19 protein-coding genes are annotated in these 16789 nt (G+C 28.0%); 14 read left to right on the forward strand and 5 right to left on the reverse strand.

Annotated elements, in window-relative coordinates; all coding sequences use genetic code 11:
* Window positions 1-17: 17 nt before the first annotated feature.
* The 3 genes from WH52_RS01270 to WH52_RS01280 are packed head-to-tail and all read right to left on the reverse strand — an operon-like array spanning window position 18 to window position 2213.
* A complete protein-coding gene (locus WH52_RS01270) occupies window positions 18-497 on the reverse strand; it encodes a hypothetical protein (protein ID WP_086029105.1) in 480 nt (159 codons plus the stop codon).
* 20 nt (window positions 498-517) lie between these two features.
* Window positions 518-1705 carry a TolC family protein gene (locus WH52_RS01275; protein WP_086029106.1) on the reverse strand — a complete coding sequence of 396 codons (1188 nt, stop codon included), beginning with the start codon at window positions 1703-1705 and terminating at the stop codon, window positions 518-520.
* Between the two features lie 58 nt (window positions 1706-1763).
* Complete coding sequence (locus tag WH52_RS01280) at window positions 1764-2213, reverse strand: hypothetical protein (protein WP_086029107.1); 450 nt, start codon at window positions 2211-2213, stop codon at window positions 1764-1766.
* A gap of 146 nt (window positions 2214-2359) precedes the next feature.
* On the opposite strand from WH52_RS01280, the gene WH52_RS01285 reads away from it, so the two are divergent.
* From WH52_RS01285 to WH52_RS01300, 4 genes are all read left to right on the forward strand, one after another.
* On the forward strand, window positions 2360-2731 hold the full coding sequence (locus WH52_RS01285) for a BlaI/MecI/CopY family transcriptional regulator (protein WP_086029108.1): 372 nt from the start codon (window positions 2360-2362) through the stop codon (window positions 2729-2731).
* 77 nt (window positions 2732-2808) lie between these two features.
* A complete protein-coding gene (locus WH52_RS01290) occupies window positions 2809-3624 on the forward strand; it encodes a M56 family metallopeptidase (protein WP_158091341.1) in 816 nt (271 codons plus the stop codon).
* Between the two features lie 177 nt (window positions 3625-3801).
* Window positions 3802-4344, forward strand: coding sequence for a hypothetical protein (locus WH52_RS01295; protein ID WP_143592006.1), 543 nt, complete (start codon window positions 3802-3804; stop codon window positions 4342-4344).
* Window positions 4345-4406: 62 nt separating this feature from the next.
* Window positions 4407-4886 (forward strand): hypothetical protein, encoded by a 480-nt coding sequence (locus WH52_RS01300; protein ID WP_086029111.1) that lies wholly within the window; start codon window positions 4407-4409, stop codon window positions 4884-4886.
* Window positions 4887-5226: 340 nt separating this feature from the next.
* Here WH52_RS01300 and WH52_RS01305 read toward each other — a convergent pair whose 3' ends face one another.
* On the reverse strand, window positions 5227-5547 hold the full coding sequence (locus WH52_RS01305; protein WP_158091342.1) for a helix-turn-helix domain-containing protein: 321 nt from the start codon (window positions 5545-5547) through the stop codon (window positions 5227-5229).
* Window positions 5548-5796: 249 nt separating this feature from the next.
* Here WH52_RS01305 and WH52_RS01310 point away from each other — a divergent pair, with 249 nt between their 5' ends.
* Both WH52_RS01310 and WH52_RS01315 read left to right on the forward strand, forming a co-directional pair.
* A complete protein-coding gene (locus WH52_RS01310) occupies window positions 5797-7806 on the forward strand; it encodes a Mu transposase C-terminal domain-containing protein (protein WP_233131491.1) in 2010 nt (669 codons plus the stop codon).
* A gap of 1 nt (window position 7807) precedes the next feature.
* Window positions 7808-8506: an ATP-binding protein gene (locus tag WH52_RS01315; protein WP_086029114.1), complete on the forward strand. Its 699-nt coding sequence runs from the start codon at window positions 7808-7810 to the stop codon at window positions 8504-8506.
* Between the two features lie 14 nt (window positions 8507-8520).
* On the opposite strand, the gene WH52_RS01320 is transcribed toward WH52_RS01315, so the two are convergent.
* Window positions 8521-9126, reverse strand: coding sequence for a tyrosine-type recombinase/integrase (locus WH52_RS01320; RefSeq protein ID WP_086029115.1), 606 nt, complete (start codon window positions 9124-9126; stop codon window positions 8521-8523).
* 486 nt (window positions 9127-9612) lie between these two features.
* On the opposite strand from WH52_RS01320, the gene WH52_RS01325 reads away from it, so the two are divergent.
* The 8 genes from WH52_RS01325 (at window position 9613) to WH52_RS01360 (ending at window position 16738) form a co-directional block, all read left to right on the forward strand.
* Window positions 9613-10188, forward strand: coding sequence for a Cap15 family cyclic dinucleotide receptor domain-containing protein (locus WH52_RS01325; protein WP_086029116.1), 576 nt, complete (start codon window positions 9613-9615; stop codon window positions 10186-10188).
* Window positions 10189-10198: 10 nt separating this feature from the next.
* Window positions 10199-11278, forward strand: coding sequence for a CBASS cGAMP synthase (locus tag WH52_RS01330; protein ID WP_086029117.1), 1080 nt, complete (start codon window positions 10199-10201; stop codon window positions 11276-11278).
* A complete protein-coding gene (locus tag WH52_RS01335; RefSeq protein ID WP_086029118.1) occupies window positions 11275-13020 on the forward strand; it encodes an E2/UBC family protein in 1746 nt (581 codons plus the stop codon). Before WH52_RS01330 ends, WH52_RS01335 begins: the two co-directional genes overlap by 4 nt.
* Window positions 13017-13481 carry a Mov34/MPN/PAD-1 family protein gene (locus WH52_RS01340; protein WP_086029119.1) on the forward strand — a complete coding sequence of 155 codons (465 nt, stop codon included), beginning with the start codon at window positions 13017-13019 and terminating at the stop codon, window positions 13479-13481. The genes WH52_RS01335 and WH52_RS01340 overlap by 4 nt, the downstream gene beginning before the upstream one ends.
* A gap of 543 nt (window positions 13482-14024) precedes the next feature.
* Entirely contained in the window at window positions 14025-14600 is a 576-nt protein-coding gene (locus WH52_RS01345) for a hypothetical protein (RefSeq protein WP_086029120.1), read from the forward strand.
* 15 nt (window positions 14601-14615) lie between these two features.
* On the forward strand, window positions 14616-14834 hold the full coding sequence (locus WH52_RS01350) for a hypothetical protein (RefSeq protein ID WP_086029121.1): 219 nt from the start codon (window positions 14616-14618) through the stop codon (window positions 14832-14834).
* A 318-nt stretch (window positions 14835-15152) separates the two neighbouring features.
* Window positions 15153-15404 carry a hypothetical protein gene (locus WH52_RS01355; RefSeq protein WP_086029122.1) on the forward strand — a complete coding sequence of 84 codons (252 nt, stop codon included), beginning with the start codon at window positions 15153-15155 and terminating at the stop codon, window positions 15402-15404.
* Window positions 15405-15580: 176 nt separating this feature from the next.
* Entirely contained in the window at window positions 15581-16738 is a 1158-nt protein-coding gene (locus tag WH52_RS01360; protein ID WP_143592008.1) for a rolling circle replication-associated protein, read from the forward strand.
* Window positions 16739-16789 lie beyond the last annotated feature (51 nt).

Below are 16789 nucleotides of genomic sequence, written 5' to 3' on the forward strand. Positions count from 1 at the left end.
TCTGTTTTGTTTTAGTGTTATTGAATTTTTCCAATAATAATGTAGTTTCCTTTAGTTGCTAAAGTCACTTTTACATCATTATCTGAAGTGTTTTTCCAGTACCATCCGTGAGAACCTTTAAAAGCCATAGTTTCTTTACCTTCTTCTCCATTTGATGTTCCTTTAGAATAGCTTTTAAAATACCCCTCTGGATATTTATCCTTTTCTTCTGGGTCTCCATGAAAATCAAAAACTAACGGTGCAGTAGAAGACCATTTATAACTTAACTCTTCTCCTTTGTTAATTTTGAATTTATACTCCAATGCACTACCTGCTTTTACAGTAATTGTAGTTTCATTTTCTTGTACATTGGCACTTTCATCTTTTTTTACCTCGGTGGTAACATGTTTACCGTTAGCATCATGTTCATGACCATGTTCTTTTTTATCATTTTTACAGCCAATAAAAACAAAGGCTGTTAACGTTAATAGCGCTAAAATTGATTTAATTTTTCTCATGTTCTTAAATTTAATTATGGTTATAATGTGTGTTTGTATAATTCAGTTTTTAAAAGCTGTAATTCCAACTCCATATCAAGCATTTCATCCATAGCTTTATGATAAAAGTCCAACTCAAGATGATACTCCATAAATGAAAACTCACCAAGTTCATACGCTTTATAAATAAGTTCATCGCTATTCAATGATTCCATGGTGTTCTTATAGTCTGTGTACTTTTTATGTAGTAACACATAGCTATTATAAAGCTGAAAGTATTTCGCTTCTATATTAGAAACCTTAGACTGTTTATTATCTACCTGAAATTGATGCTTGTATTTAGCAGCTTTTACCTTGTTTTTTGTACTCCATAAGGGAATAGATATACCACCCATAATTCCTGAAATACGATTTCCAGAAACTCCTTGGTTATTGTATCCAAGTGTTAAATTGGGTAAGGTTTTTTGTTGAGCTATTTTTATTTGTTGTAAAGAGGCATTTTCTTGAGCGTTATAATAATTTAATAAAGGATCTTTTGTTAGCTTATTGTTCCAAAGCGTTTCAAAGGTTTCAATAGCGCTTTTTTCTAAATAATCATTTTGATTAAATTCGATGGATTTACCTCCATTTAAGTTTGCTAATTCCTTTAATAAAGACGCTTGTTCAAGTTCAGTTTTTTCAACCTGAAATCGTACTTGCATCCAAGCTATTTTGGCTTTATTAAGTTCTAAAATACCAACTTGTTCCTTTTGGTACAATGCTAAAATTTGTTCGTAAACCTTTTTACTCTTTTGGTGTCTGTTTTCTCTAATCTTCTTTAGTTTGTTTAGAGAAATAACTTTTACCAATAGCTTATTGACTTTTAGTAATACACTTTGTTTAAGTTCATTGTACTTATAATCTAATTCCTCTGCTTTTAAGTTGCTCCATTTTTTTCTTGCAGCATAAACTGTAGGGAATTCGAAAGATTGCGATATTTCAAATTCCGTATAATCAGAAGCATTGCTTTGAGAAGCAAAAGGTAAATAATACCCTATTACTTCCGGATCAGATAAGTTATTAGTGCTTTTTGTCTTTAACTTTTCACTTTCTGTAAAAGACTTAAAAGCTTTTAATTCTTTATTGTTTTGTTCTATCTGTTTAAAAAGACTGTTAAAGTGAGTTTCTTGTGCAGTCATAAACATATAGAATAGGCATCCACATAGTGTGAACGCTATACGTTTATTCATTGTAATATATTATTAGGTTAAACAGTATTGTAGCCATTTAGGCTATTGTAGTGCGTGTTTATCCTAATACAGGAGGACCCCGTAATTCTAACCCAGCCAAGTATGTTTTATAAACAATATCTGGTGGCGTGTATAATGGTAGTTTGTTTTTTTGCTGAACATCTACATATCCAAAACAATCATCAAGAATAGCTATTGAAGCTAGTTCTACATCAAAAGACTTTAGCTTTTTAAGAATAGTGTAGCTAGGCAAGTGATCTTGAACAAGCGTATTACCATGAGAATGGAACTCTAAAAGAGCATTTAAAATACTCTTAGTAACTACAGCTTTATCTTGCTCATCAGAATGATTGTGATGATGTTCGTGTGTAGTGTCAGAATGATGATGATGAGCAATTTCTACATCAGATTGATGCTCATGATGATAATGAGGTATCGACTGATGCACTAATATTAAGCTAAAAATAGCTAATAAAAAAGATGCTTTTATTTGAACTGCTCTTCGCATTATAATACAAAGGTAAAAATAAATAGTAACTAATAAGTTTTTTAAAACCTCATAATCTTAAAACAAATGTTAATTATAAGATTTTAAAATGTTCTATACTATTAGAACAAAAATAACGTTCTATCTTTGTAGAAAGATTTTTTATTATGCAATTAACAAACACTGAAGAAAAATTAATGCACTATTTATGGAAACGTGAAAAAGCATTGTTAAAAGAATTGCTTAACGATTTTCCTGACCCTAAACCTGCTAAAACTACCATAGCGACTTTATTAAAAAGGTTAACCGATAAAGGAATCATTGCATACAATCTTGTTGGTGTAAAGCGAGAATATTATCCGTTAGTAGCAAAAAAAGAATATTCTTCAAGTTCAGTTAGCAAATTAATCAAGAATTTTTTTAATAATTCTGCAGTACAGTTAGCATCATTTTGTACTACAGAAAACAATTTATCTGAAGAAGAATTAAAAGAACTACGTAACATTATAGATCAACAATTAAAAGACAAATCAAAATGATACACTTCTTTATTAAATCCACTATATGCATCAGTCTTTTGTTTACGTTTTACAAGTTATTTTTAGAACGTCAAAAAATGCATCAATTTAACCGAATGTATTTATTGTTAATTTTATTAGTTGCTATTATAGTTCCCAACCTGGTTATTTCTATAGAAAGTCCTATCGTTAATATAAATGGTATTTCTACAATCGAGAATAACACATTTTTAAATTCAATAGTACCTTATCTTTTCTTTGTTTACTTAGGTGTCTCAAGTCTTTTATTAATCCGCTTAATTAAAAGTTTAATAGCAATTTTTAAACAGATACATAACAATCAGCAAATAAAAGAAGCCAATGGTACTACATTAGTTCTAATTGAAGAAAAAATACTTCCGCATACTTTTTTAAAATATATATTCATTAATAAAGAAGACTATTTATCTAATAAAATCACAAATGAATTATACACACATGAGTTCACACATGCTAACCAAAAACACACTATAGATGTGTTGTTCGCAGAACTTTTTCAAATAGTCTTTTGGTTTAATCCATTATCATTTTTTATAACCAAAGCTATTAAGTTAAATCACGAATTTATTGCAGATGAAAGTGTAATTTCTATACATAATAATCAATCTGCATATCAAAATATGTTGTTAGATGTAGCTACTATTTATAATACAAACATTCTTACGAGTAATGTAAACTACTCTCTTACCAAGCTACGTTTTTTAATGATGGGTAAAAAAACTTCCTCCTTACTAAAAAGGATAGTTCAAGTTGCAGTTATTCCATTCTTAATTTTTGTTTTTTTATTAGTTATTGATATTTCTCATAGTGATGAACATCGTGAAAATGGAGAACATAATAATCATATAGAAAACTCTACCAGAGAACACCAATAAACTTCTATACTTCTTGTAGTATTCAATAATTCAATTACTTGTTAAGAGTATATTTCACGCTTTAATTTTCAGTTAAAAGTTAAAAAAAGCTTAAAATCTTTTTGTTCTACAATTTTAGAACACTATATTCGTTCTACAACAACAGAACAAATGAATATTAATTTAAATTTCAAAAAGATGAAACTAAAAAATGTACAACGATTAACAATTTTAATGGCAATAGCTTTAACGATTTCTTGTAAAACTAATGCGCAACATAGCGAAAGAAATCATTCTGAGAAAAAAGGACATGAAACTAAAATGATGAAAAGAGCACATGAGCGTGATTATGAAGGAGGAGAGAATGAAGAAGATGACACACTACTACAAAAAAATGAAACCTTTAATCAAACAAAAAAAGGAGTTCAATTAGTTTTAAAGTTTGATGAGAAGTCAAACACTTTTAAAGGATTTATGCAAAACAAATATAACAAACCTATAAAAAGAGCACGTGTAGAAATTCATCTATCCAATGGTAAAGAATTAGGACCAACAAAACCAATTACTTTACAACCCAATCAAAAACATGAACTTGTCATTAAATCAACTAAAAAAGGATTTACAACTTGGTCTACACATGCCGAAGTAGGCAGCAATGAACATTCTCATGAAGGCAATGGACATGAAGGTCGTGAGCGAGGAGAACACGGAAATAAGAACGAAAGAAATGGTGAACACTAAAACTTATAAGATGAAATAAGATTACCTAACATTAATAATTAATCACTTAAATTTCAACAATTATGAAAAAAGTAGTTTTATTTTTTGCGATAATACTTGCAATAAGTTTGGTAACTGTATCGTGTAGTCAAAATGACAACGAAGCTGGCGAAATGATGCACAATGAAAATGGATCAGGAGAAGCAGGAGAAGGAAATCATGCTGAAGGTGGTAATGAACAAGGTGAAAGCGGTACACGTTGGGCAAAAAATGTAACCGCAGACGAAACCTTAAATGGTATTCGTGCTATTATTACATTCAATGCAGCTACCAATGCTTTCGAAGGAACTTTTCAAAACTTAAATTCTAATGTAGCACAACAAACACGTTTAGAAGTTCATGTTTTTGATGCCAATGGAAATAGTACTGAGTATGGTCCAACCCCAGGAGTTGATATGCAACCCAACGAAACAAGGAATATAACGTTATCAATTCCTGCAGGTACAAATTTTGTCGAGTTTACTATGCATCCAGAAGTTGGTACTGCTGGTTCAGGTGGATAGTAGAGAGTTTAATAACTATGTTTTGATAAACGAGGGAAAAGATCCCTCGTTTTTTGTTTTATATACAAATTCAATTTCTAGTTTTTGCAAAATATTTTATTTGAGATTAAGGTGTGGAAATCTTACCCCATTTTACATAATTTATAAAATTTATGATTATATTTATGTACTTGCCTTACCGAAACTAGTAAGGCTTAGTTTCAGAGCTCGATACATCAAATATGTACCGAGTTTTACAGCTTTTAAATTATTTATATTTCCCTTTTCATAACTTTATATTGAAGTTTGTATAACATCAAGTAAAAAGGAATTATTTTCTTGTCTTGTGGTAAGTTATCATTTATTTCGTTGAAGCAATAAAACTGTCAAAAATTTGATGAATTGCTAATCTATCTTCTTCCTTTCTCAATGAAGATAATAAAATTTTAAACTGATTTTCTAGAGTTTCATCACTAACAATAAACTGTTCTCGTTCAAGAAGAAAATCTGTAGGAACATCTAAAGCAAGAGCTATTTTATTTAAGTTATTCATATTAGGAGAAACTACTTTACCACTCTCATATCGTCCAATTTGAACATGAGATACTCCAGATAATAATCCTAATTTTACTTTAGAGTACCCTTTTAGCTTTCTATATTTTGCTATTCTTTTGCCTATCAAAATTATACTAATAATGTTTATTTTTTTTCTTATATTTATATAAAAACAACCTTTTTCGTATAAAAATTAGTAAATAATTAACGAATTGGTAAATAATACTTAAAAATAGCGAATAAATTTAAAAAAGTAAAAATGTTCTTAATTATTTTTTAATATCAACAGTAATTAAGTTGAGTTAATTTAATATAGAAATGAAAGCCACATGTTTAACTTATAAAATATAACATTATGGAGGAAAAGTTTAAAATAGTGAGTAGTAAAATTTATATATCGAAGTCATTTCTAATTAAACTTGGTTTAAATAAAAGAACTTTAGAAAACTACCTCAGTAGAAATAAAAAAGGAAAATGTGATTATTATTTCTCCTTTAAGATAAACAAAAAAATATGGATATTATTAAATTCTTTACCTCTTAAAGTAATCGAAAATTATAATATTCCAACTTCTAAAAATATTATAAAGAAAATTAATCAAGAAGATTATAAAAATTTTAATGAGCTAAAAACAAATAAAGTAAAATTACAATTGATTATTTGCTCTTTAACTTATTCTTGGAATAACAAAAGCATATGGTTTAAATATAGAGGTTATTATTTTGATTACAATTTTACAGAAAGAGATATTAATTTATTTAGTAAAACACATTCTTTATTTTTAACAATTATAGAATTAAGAAAAAGTTATAAAATGAAAGATATATTTATAGCTTATCAAAATTTTGATGAAGCAAAATTTCAAACTAAAAATATTAACTCTTTCTATAATAAAATAAATAAAGCAGAAAAAGGAAGTATAAATGAAACCTTAATACATTCAACTAGAAAGCATGGAAAATTACCATATAAATTAAAACCATATATTCAAAAGCTAATAAAGAAACACTACAGTAATCCAAAGCAATATTCAATACGATGTATATATTTAAAAGTTAATAACAATCTTATTAACAGAGGGTTAAAACCCATAAGCTATGCAACAATTCATCGATATGTAAATTTACCAGAAGTTAGAAATTTGTGTGATCCTTTTAGAATGGGAATAAAATATACTAATGAATATATTCTTCCTAGCATGGTAAGAAAGAAACCTGAATTTCCATGTGCAGTGATTCAAATTGATAGCACGAGAATAAACATTCCTTATTTCAATAAAGAAACTAATAATATAGAATACTTATACCTATGCGTTGGTTTGGATGTTTATTCTAATAAAATTTTGGGTTATAGCTTTGGAGAAGTTGAAAACACTAATCTTATCCTAGAATGCTATAAAAATATTCTATCTAGTATAAAAGTATTTCCTTATCAGTTTTTAATAGATAATCATACTTCATATAGTTCTAAAATCTTTAAAGAGTTCAAATATAAATTGGAAACATTTGGGGTTTTACATAGAAGTTCAAAGATTAAAAATCCACAAGACAAAGGCAATGTAGAAAGATGGTTTAACACATTTCAATCTAGATATTTAAATAGTTTATTTGGGAGTTTAAGAGAAGGTATTACAACTAAAAAAATAGGAGGAAGAATAAACCATGAGCTAGAACAGTTTTATAGAAAAAAAAATAATTTAAGATTGAAAAATGAATTAGTATCTGACTTAACAAAATTTATTAATAAATACAATTCAGATGACCAATTCAGTAAAGATAATTTATCTCCCGACGTTATTTTTATCAAATCTTTTGTCTCTAAAAATTATAAACCAATCTTAATTGAAAATTTAGCTTTTTTGTTTTCTGAAGAAAAATATTTAAAGGTTAGAAAATCTACAATTCAATTTGAAATACGTAAGACAAAATACCATTACATAATTTATAATACTCATTTAGCAAATAAATTAAATGGAATTAAAGTATTAGTAAGGTTTGATCCTAACGATTTATCAATAATTAGAATTTTTGATATTAAAACGGGAAATTATTTAGGAGAGATTGAACGTTATTTCCCTGTAGAAATGTTACCTAATCAAAAGGAATTGAAAAGGATTGATTTACATCAATCTAAAATCAAGAAAAGAATAAAAAAACATATTGACATAATTAATCAAGATATTCTTGAAGGAGAAGAGGAATTAAATTTTTATCCTGTGCTAACATTTAACAATAATAACGCCAAGAAATTAGAAATAGAAGATAAAGAAATGATAGAGTTTTCTTCCAAGACGTTATTGAAGCATTATAGATTAAGCAAAAAAGAACCTTTTAATTCTATAATCCCTAGGAAAAAATTAAAACGAAGAAAAATTAATCAAGTCTAAAATGAATAAAGGAGAGAAAAAGTTGTTTAACACATACAATTTTGAGGAGATTCAAAAGGTATGTAAGTATGCTCATACAAATTCTTTATTAATAGGAATTAATGGTTATACTGGAGCTGGCAAAACTACAGCGCTAAAATATTATACTAAAAAAGAAAATTATGTTTTATACATACTACGCACAGTAAGTATGAATACTAGATCTTTTTATACAGATATTCTTTTAGAATTAAACCCCAATGCCAATATTTATGTTAAAACTAATATTATTATTAAACAGATTATATTTCTCATTAACAATTCTGAGAATAAATTACTATTAATAATAGATGATTCAGGAAAATTTTCACCTACAGATTTAGAATTTCTTCATGAACTACGAGAATCAACTCAAGAAAACCTAGGTGTTATTTTGGCTGGAGTAGATTATTACTTTATTAAAATGAGAGATTGGAATGATAAAAATATTAAAGGTGTCGCAGAATTAATGAGAAGAATTTTTGGTGTAATAACATTAGAACGTCCTACAAAACAAGAAGTTAAAGAAATAAGTAATGCTTTCAATGTTTTTGATGAAAATATTATTAATAAATGGTATGAAATGATTGATAATTTTGGTACACTTTTTTTCTTAATTAAAAGATATTTAGATCAGGATAGAGGAGATGACATTCCTTCCTTCGATGATCAAATATTATAATTTTTAAGCATATTCTACCATAGGCCTTCAAATCTTACCCCAGCAATTTGAGTGTATAACACAGTATGTTTTGGGTCTCTATGTCCTAAATAATCTTGGATAAGTCTTAAATCGTAACCTTTATTAGCTAAATAATATCCGCAAGAATGTCTTAAAGTATGAGGATGTACTCCTACAAGCCCAGCTTTGTTAGAAGCTACTTTGATAATATAGTTTAATGTTTTCCTAGTTAATTGTTCTTTCCTTTCACTAACAAATAAGTAGGGTAGGGCATCTTTTCTTTTTCTTAAATATCTTTTTATTGCTCTTTGTTCATCTCCTTGTATCGGATGCTCCACTGATAAACCATTTTTAAGCCTTTTAATCCATATTCTATTCCTATTTAAGTTAACATCTTTAATTCTTAAGTTAATTAACTCAGAAACCCTTAAACCATGTCTATACATCATTAATAGCATTAAATGATTTCTTGTTGGATATCTTGATTTTTTGCTTGCTTTTAATAAAGTTTCAATTTCATCATTTGATAAAAACAACCTTCCTTTTTCGTGATGATTAACAGGAAGATTATCTAGATTTATTTGACTTTGGACATTACGCCCTTTGGTATGATTATTCATAAACTATTGATTCTATTGGTTTTATTGATATAAATATAAGCAACATTAGACAAAAAACGCTTTTTGTCTAATGTTGTTTTTATACAAGAATTGTTATAAACTATTTCTTTATGGTTTTCCATAACTTTAATGATATATTTTAATATAGTTTTGTTTTAAACAAATGAAAAGTTGTTAATAATATTATAACAACTTTTTTGGGTTCTAATTGAATTTACAATGCAAAGAATATGTATTTTTAGGGAAGAAAAAGTAAGTGAAAAACGTGTTTAAATGATATTTAAAAATATCAAAAACAAGAATATTCAATTATTTTGAATATTAAGGAAAATGAAAAAATAGCTAAAATACCAGAAAATACTTACTAAATATTTTACAGCATAAGAAAGTGTTGCTTGATGATATTATATAATAAATAAATAAATCCTAGATGTGTTAAACTTTAAGTACTATAAAACAACATGGTTAATTTTAGTAATTATACTATTGGCAATAGGTATTGATTTCCTTTTAGAAGAATGGATTGTGCCTTTTTTAAAATCAAAAGGAATTGAGTTTCTAAGAGCTCCTGGAAATGTTACTATAATAGCTATGATTTTAGCTTTTTATGATTCTGTTTTGTGGAAATTACCTTTTTTTAAATTATTGGTAAATATCCCTAATATCTCTGGAAGATATAAAGGAAATATAAAATTTGAATTTAACGGCGTAAAAGGCCAAAAAGAATGTTACATTGAAGTAAAACAATCTGCCTCAAAAATAAAAATTCATTCTTATTTTAATAATGAGCTAAATGAGAAATCAGATTCAAAATCTTTAGTTGAAGATGTTAGGTTAGAGGAGGATGGTTTTTTTGATATATACATGTTCTATCTTAATAATGGTAATAAAATTAATTCTAGTTTAGATTGTCATGAAGGAGCAAATAAATTAAGATATATTCCTGCCAATAAAGCCCGAAAAGCAAAACTAACAGGTCATTACTTTACAAATAGACAAATCCAAACAAGAGGAGAGATTGAAGCTGAATTTGAAACATCAAACTTAAAAGGAGAATTTTAAAACATAAATAATGGCGAACTGTAATAATTTATTTAGAGAATTTAATAGAACTATTAGATTAGATAACGATAGGAGAATAAAATTAAAGGAAAAAAGAAATGATTTAAGAAAAAGGATTAATGGGGGTTTTGATATAATCAAAACTAATGATAACTTAAATCATCGCTTAGAGTTTCAAAGTCAAGGGTCATATGTTATGGATACAATCATAAATCCATGTAATGAAGAAGACCAATATGATATTGATGATGGAATATATTTTTTGGGAGAATTATCTAGAGAACAACGCCCTGAACCTTCAGTATTTCATGATTGGATAATTAAATCAATAAAATCGGGAAAATCAGATAATGATTTTGAAGAAATAATAGATAAAGACACTTGTGTAAGAGTTGTTTACAAGGGTGATAACGGTGATTTGAATTATCATGTTGATTTGCCTTCATATTATGCAATTATAGTTGATGAACCAGATTTAGCAGACAAGAAAATGTGGTGGCAGATTAGTAGTCCTATTGAATTTATTATTTGGTTTGAGAAAAAAATAAACTCTGGTTTTAAGAAAGAATTTATAGTTGAAAGTAAGTTATATTCTGATCAATATAGTAACTGGTTAAATGATATGAGAAAAAAAGATCATCAATTACGTAGAATAGTTAGATACTTAAAAGCTTGGGGTGATTTTTTAAAAGGGGATATGCCTCCGGGAATTGTTATGACAATACTTGCTGGAGTTAATTATGAAGAAGATGATAGGGATGATATTTCTTTGGAAAAGACTTTGAAAAACATCGCTGATTACTTAGTTAAAAATGATTTCAAATGTATTAGACCGACAACACCGATAGGTGAAGATTTATTTGAGAAATATAAACCGCAGCAAAAAGAATATTTCAAGAATGCTTTAAATTCTTTCATAGAAAGTGCAATGCAAGCAATTGAAATGGAAAATCAAAAAAGTGCTTGTCGTAAATGGCAAAAACATCTTGGGGATAGATTTCCATGTTTTTTGGCTAAAGATGAAATTGAAGACTCCAAGACTTATACAAGCGCTCCCTTAATTAAAAGTGATAATTCTCGAAGTGCATGATTGAGTATAATGAAGCATTAGAAAGAGTAATATCATATATAGAAAAACGAGAACGTGTTAAGTCCATTAACAATTATCGCAAGAAAAAATTAAATTTACCTGAATTTCTAGATATATGGGAAATAACTACAGAGATTATAGATCAAAGGAACAAAATAAAAAGCATTAGACTTCATATCATATTTTTTCCTGATTTTCCTCTTTCATTTCCCAAAATATTACTTTCAAAAGACGATTTTGACAGATATAAGTATATTCCTCATTTGCAAGTAGATAGAATGCTGTGTATTTTTCAGAACAATTCGGAACCAAATATTAATTTACCCGAAAAAGTTGTTGAAGAAGCTATAAGAAGGACTAAAAATATAATTGAAGAAGGTCTTAAAGGAAAAAGCAATGATAAAGACTATGAAGATGAATTCGAAGCTTATTGGGATTCTAATTATTCTAATAAAGAGTCAGTTAATAAATCATTTTTACTTTTACATGATAAACCTCTTAAGCAAAATTTCGATTTAGTTTCCTTGGAAACACCAGTTAATAAATTTAAATATATTATACATCAAAACGAAGATATTGCTTTGAAATTTAAAGCATATTTGAACGACCAAAACATAAATTATACAGAAAGCACTGGGTTTTTAATACAAAATTTTGATCTTTTTACAGAACCTCCGTTTAATAAAACAAATAAAGAGCTTTTCAATGCTATTAAAAAATTAGGTGATAAAACTTATAAAGAATATGTTTCCTTTATTAATCAAAAGGGTGATTCGAAATTATTCCTCTTTACGAAAAACATTAATGGCAATTTAAGATATTTTGGTTGGTACCATTCACCTGCTAAATCAAGTATAAAGGGGTTTCGTGGAAAATCTTTAAATAACTTTAAGACACTTTCTACGATTCAATCTTCCGATCGGATAAATAGAATTTCCCCGCAAGTATATAATAACAAGAGACTTACTAAAAGGAGTGCTGGAGAAGTAAAAGAAAATAGACCTAATAAATTTGCATTGGCAGGTTTAGGTTCAGTTGGCTCAAACCTTATTCACTACTTGAATTCAATAAAAGATGCTGAATTCAAATTAATTGATTATGATTCATTAGAGTTAGAAAACATTGGGCGTCATTATTTGGGTTTTAAATATTTAAATTATAAAAAAACAAAGGCTTTAAAAGATTTTTTGACCCATTTTTCCCCAATTCAAAAAGTAGAGACCAGAGAGAAATCTATTGTTCAAGTTGTTAAGGATGAACCAAAATTCATTAATGAAAGTGATTTTTTATTTATTGCCATAGGGGAATCAAACATAGAATATTGGATTTCTGACGCAATTGATAAAGGTATTATAATTAAACCTACGTTTTTTATTTGGGTAGAGCCTTATTTGTTAGGCGGTCACTGTATTTATATTAATCCTAAGCAGAATAATTTCATCTCATATTTCACTAAAAAAGGTTTTTTTAAGTTTAATGTTATTGGAGATTATAATAATGAAGTTTTATCTTTAAAAGAAGCAGGTTGCCAAAGTAATTATACTCCATATTCCTCTAATAACATTCAATTATTTTTGGGTAATATATATTCTAAGATTTTAGAGATTATTAATTCAGATGATATGGAATCAAAATGTTTTACTTGGGTAGGAGATAAATCCATTGCTAATAGTTTAAATATTAAATTGTCAGAATATTCGTTAAATATTGACTCAAACACTTTAATAAATAATGTTTTATGAGAATAATAACGTTAGGGAGTTATAAAATTCATTTCACGGATGATGTTCTTTTGTTGATGGCTCAATTTAAGCAGATTAATAGTAAGCAGCATGAGGCAGGAGGTATACTTTTAGGGCAAGTAAAAGAAAATAATATTTATATAACTAGAATATCATTTCCATCTGAAAGTGATAAGTCTTCGAGGTACTCTTTTTATAGAAATAAGAAAAATGCTCAGGCTATTATAGATTATGAGTTTCATAATAGTAACAAAAGAACAATCTACCTTGGAGAATGGCACACACACCCGGAAGATCTACCAAATCCTTCAGATACAGATAGAAAAATGATTAACGATCAGTTTTCTAAAAACAAATTGAATGAACCTTTTTTGCTTCAGTATATTCAAGGATTAAAAGGCTTTTATTTAGCCTTAATAGAAAAAGATAGTAACAAAGAGGTTAGAATTTGTGATAATTAGAGGTAAATACCTTATAGTTAAGTAGTTGTAAACTTAAGTCTTATTATGATTATTATCTAAGTATTGGACATTTATAAATTTAATAGTTTTCATTTCAAAATTATTTTTTTTCACGAAACTATTTTTTTTGAAAATTGTTAAATTCTCACACATTTTTCACAAAAAAATCACACAAAATATATTTAAAAAACTAACAATCAGTATTTAAATTTTTAGGATACCATTTTTTTCATTTTTTAAATGATTATTCTGTCATGTTTTAAATTAAAACTAACACATGTACTGAATATTGTAAAGAATAAATAAAGCTTCTGGGATATTTTACGTAATATAGAATTATAGCTTACGAATGGCTAAACCACATATAAACTAAATAATAGATATTTGTACTATAATTAATAAAGAGTAAAATAGTGAACCCCTATTTTACTGTACCTCCGAGGATAATTAAACAAAAAGAATCGTATTTGCACGTTTTTAGAAATCTTTAAATTTGACGCCTTTTGCTTAAAAAAAAGTGTTGAAAAATTTAAAGATTATTATATGAAAAAGTTACTGTTACCAGTCTACAAAAAAGACAATCATCCTAGGGCATCGCATCCGTATTACATTCTATTTAACATTGGTCAAACATTAGAATTTACAAGTAAGCGAAAAGCAGAAGATTATGCACGTTTAATTAGTTCTTATATAGTTGATACAATAAGAATGTTAAACACAATACAAAAAGAATTGTATGGTATTTACTTAGATAATTATTTTAGGTTGTCTGGTTGGTGGAGTGTTCGGATACGTCCTAAATTAGATTGCTATTTAGAAGATATTGAGTATTTCGATAAGGAATACGGTAGAGGTAATGCGTGTATAAAATTTATCAGTTTTTACAGAATTTTAAATTCAGTAGAAGATGCTTGTAAGATTTTAAGACGCGCAATTAAATCAATAAAAGATTATAATACTCTGGGTAAATTAAATTCTTTTCTACAACTCCTTAAAAATGTTTATAAACACGTAGACAAATTGAAAAAGGGTAGAGGTGATGTACAATACAAAGAGAATACTATGAAAGTGGTACACATTAAAACTAAATCTAAAAAAGCTTCTGATTCAATGACGTAGAAATTTTTAATTTTTATGTCACACTTATTAGAAAACAATCAAAAAGAATCACAAAGATTAGACACCTTAAAAGAGGGTCAAAAATTCTTTAAAATAGACCGATTAGGTCTACCAACTACTACAATATACAAGTTCCTTGGAAAACTTGGTGGAATGGCAAAAGCTACGAAAGTAGATTGCAATTCTCCGTACTTATTACAAGGTTATCAATTAGTATTTCCATTATCTAAATAACAACACTATGAAGCGAAAAATATTCAAAGTGTTGTTATTTTTTTTAACACTTCTCGGAACTATCATCTACTTCTTCTTTATCACTTTGATGGTAGATATACACTATTTCATTACTCACTTTTTAAACCATTAATGCTATGGAATTGTATAAAAGAAAACTTAGAAAAGATATAACACGTGATTTAAGAACTATAAGACGTTTATTTCCTATTAGACATTCTTTTGATTTTTATTATCAGAGAGATAGAATCTACACTCATATAAATCTATGTATTAGGGATATACGTAGAAAACGTCGTCTTTTAAAACTTCTTAGAAATGCCTAGAAAGAACACAATAGACCACGAAACTAGGCGCGAACATTTAGAAGAATTAATAGCCGAAAGTTTAAAGCGTAATAAAGGTAATTATAGTTACAATAAAGTTGATGCAATTCGTGAAGCTGCTGCAAAAGTAGGTTTATGTTATAAGCAGGCGAAAAAAGCTTTGTTGCCTTATGAACCAGAGAAAAACCAATCTGTTAAAATACAGTCGCCTTTAAGTCAATTAACCCTTTTTAATAACCTCTAATAAGCCGTAAAGATGAGCAGAAAGACGCCGTCAGCGGCTTTCATTCTTGGCTTGTCTAAACATAACGGTAAAATCGAAAAACGTTCCGCAGGACGTTTTTATAAGTGCCTATGAATGCCCCTTGTGTTATGTCCGTACGACACGACAAAATAGTACAGTATTTTGACGTGTCTGTTTTGGACTTCAAACGAAACCCTAATAAAGACGCTTTAAAGCAGAATAGTAACTCTGTGTATAAAGATGCTTTAAAGAAAATGACAAATATTGAAGAAATACCTGTAAAATTTGATGATGTAAGCGAGTACGTAAAAAGCTGTAAGCATTTTTACGATTTGCACAAAGATAAATCTGCAAAGCAAAACATACAGCTTAAAGAGTTCGGTACAATGTCAAAAGCTCAGATTAAAAATGCACGAAAGTGCATTGAAAATATGGTAGCTACTGTATTAATGAATTACGATAAGAATATAAGTTACAAAGAGCAAAGCTATTTGTCATTTCTTACATTGACACTTCCTGTAAAACAACGACACACTGATAAAGTTTTCCGAAAACTGCTAATACGTCTAATAGAAAACTTAACGAAAACATATGAAGTGAAACATTACGTTTGGCGAGCTGAACCACAAGAAAATGGTAATATTCATTTTCACGTGCTTTTAGATAGGTTTGTTGATAAAGACAAAGTGAATACTTTGTGGTGTAAACAGTTGAATAAGCTCGGTTATGTTGATTTCTATAAGCAACGTAAAAACACCGATAAAGAGCCACCCGCAGCCAATATATTAAGTTTAAAAAAGGTAAAAAATACAGTCAATTACTTGTTAAAGTATATGACGAAGCCCGAAAAAGATAAACGCCCAATTATGGGGCAGATTTGGGGTGCTGCTAACATTACTAAGAAATTAGAGTATCCTAAATTCTACGAAACCGAAGAATCATTTAACGATATAAATCAGATAATCAGAAAGAAACACGTAAAATGTGTACTTTCTGATGATTATTTTAGCGTCTACTCGGGTAATATTTTTGAGATTGTAAAAAAGCTGTACAAAAAAACGTGGTCATGTATTAAAAGACACTACAAGTTCATTCACAGCTTGACAGTAGATAAAATTGAGTACTTCAAAGAAAACCCTATTGTTAGACACGAAAAGGCTAAGGAATACGAGAATGCTACACAATTCACAAAACGTATTTCTGAGGAACAACAGAAAGTAAGAAAACTCAATTTTATTGAAGCTAATAAACAAGCTCTAAAAAAATTCAAAGAGAATTATCTAAAAAAATACGGTGGTTTTGATCAAAATCAGCTACAATTTACCACCCTGTAAAACAAATTTAACACACAGGACATAGTGTCCTGTTTTCGATTTAAGATAGGG

The sequence above is a fragment of the Tenacibaculum holothuriorum genome, assembly GCF_002120225.1.
Classification (GTDB): domain Bacteria; phylum Bacteroidota; class Bacteroidia; order Flavobacteriales; family Flavobacteriaceae; genus Polaribacter; species Polaribacter holothuriorum.

Coding starts and splice junctions, on each gene's coding strand:
- WH52_RS01275 (WP_086029106.1), bottom strand. CDS start 1,705: ATGAATAAACGTATAGCGTTCACACTATGTGGATGCCTATTCTATATG.
- WH52_RS01330 (WP_086029117.1), top strand. CDS start 10,199: ATGGCGAACTGTAATAATTTATTTAGAGAATTTAATAGAACTATTAGA.
- WH52_RS01300 (WP_086029111.1), top strand. CDS start 4,407: ATGAAAAAAGTAGTTTTATTTTTTGCGATAATACTTGCAATAAGTTTG.
- WH52_RS01290 (WP_158091341.1), top strand. CDS start 2,809: ATGCATCAATTTAACCGAATGTATTTATTGTTAATTTTATTAGTTGCT.
- WH52_RS01315 (WP_086029114.1), top strand. CDS start 7,808: ATGAATAAAGGAGAGAAAAAGTTGTTTAACACATACAATTTTGAGGAG.
- WH52_RS01345 (WP_086029120.1), top strand. CDS start 14,025: ATGAAAAAGTTACTGTTACCAGTCTACAAAAAAGACAATCATCCTAGG.
- WH52_RS01340 (WP_086029119.1), top strand. CDS start 13,017: ATGAGAATAATAACGTTAGGGAGTTATAAAATTCATTTCACGGATGAT.
- WH52_RS01350 (WP_086029121.1), top strand. CDS start 14,616: ATGTCACACTTATTAGAAAACAATCAAAAAGAATCACAAAGATTAGAC.
- WH52_RS01320 (WP_086029115.1), bottom strand. CDS start 9,126: ATGAATAATCATACCAAAGGGCGTAATGTCCAAAGTCAAATAAATCTA.
- WH52_RS01285 (WP_086029108.1), top strand. CDS start 2,360: ATGCAATTAACAAACACTGAAGAAAAATTAATGCACTATTTATGGAAA.
- WH52_RS01280 (WP_086029107.1), bottom strand. CDS start 2,213: ATGCGAAGAGCAGTTCAAATAAAAGCATCTTTTTTATTAGCTATTTTT.
- WH52_RS01355 (WP_086029122.1), top strand. CDS start 15,153: ATGCCTAGAAAGAACACAATAGACCACGAAACTAGGCGCGAACATTTA.
- WH52_RS01295 (WP_143592006.1), top strand. CDS start 3,802: ATGAAACTAAAAAATGTACAACGATTAACAATTTTAATGGCAATAGCT.
- WH52_RS01335 (WP_086029118.1), top strand. CDS start 11,275: ATGATTGAGTATAATGAAGCATTAGAAAGAGTAATATCATATATAGAA.
- WH52_RS01270 (WP_086029105.1), bottom strand. CDS start 497: ATGAGAAAAATTAAATCAATTTTAGCGCTATTAACGTTAACAGCCTTT.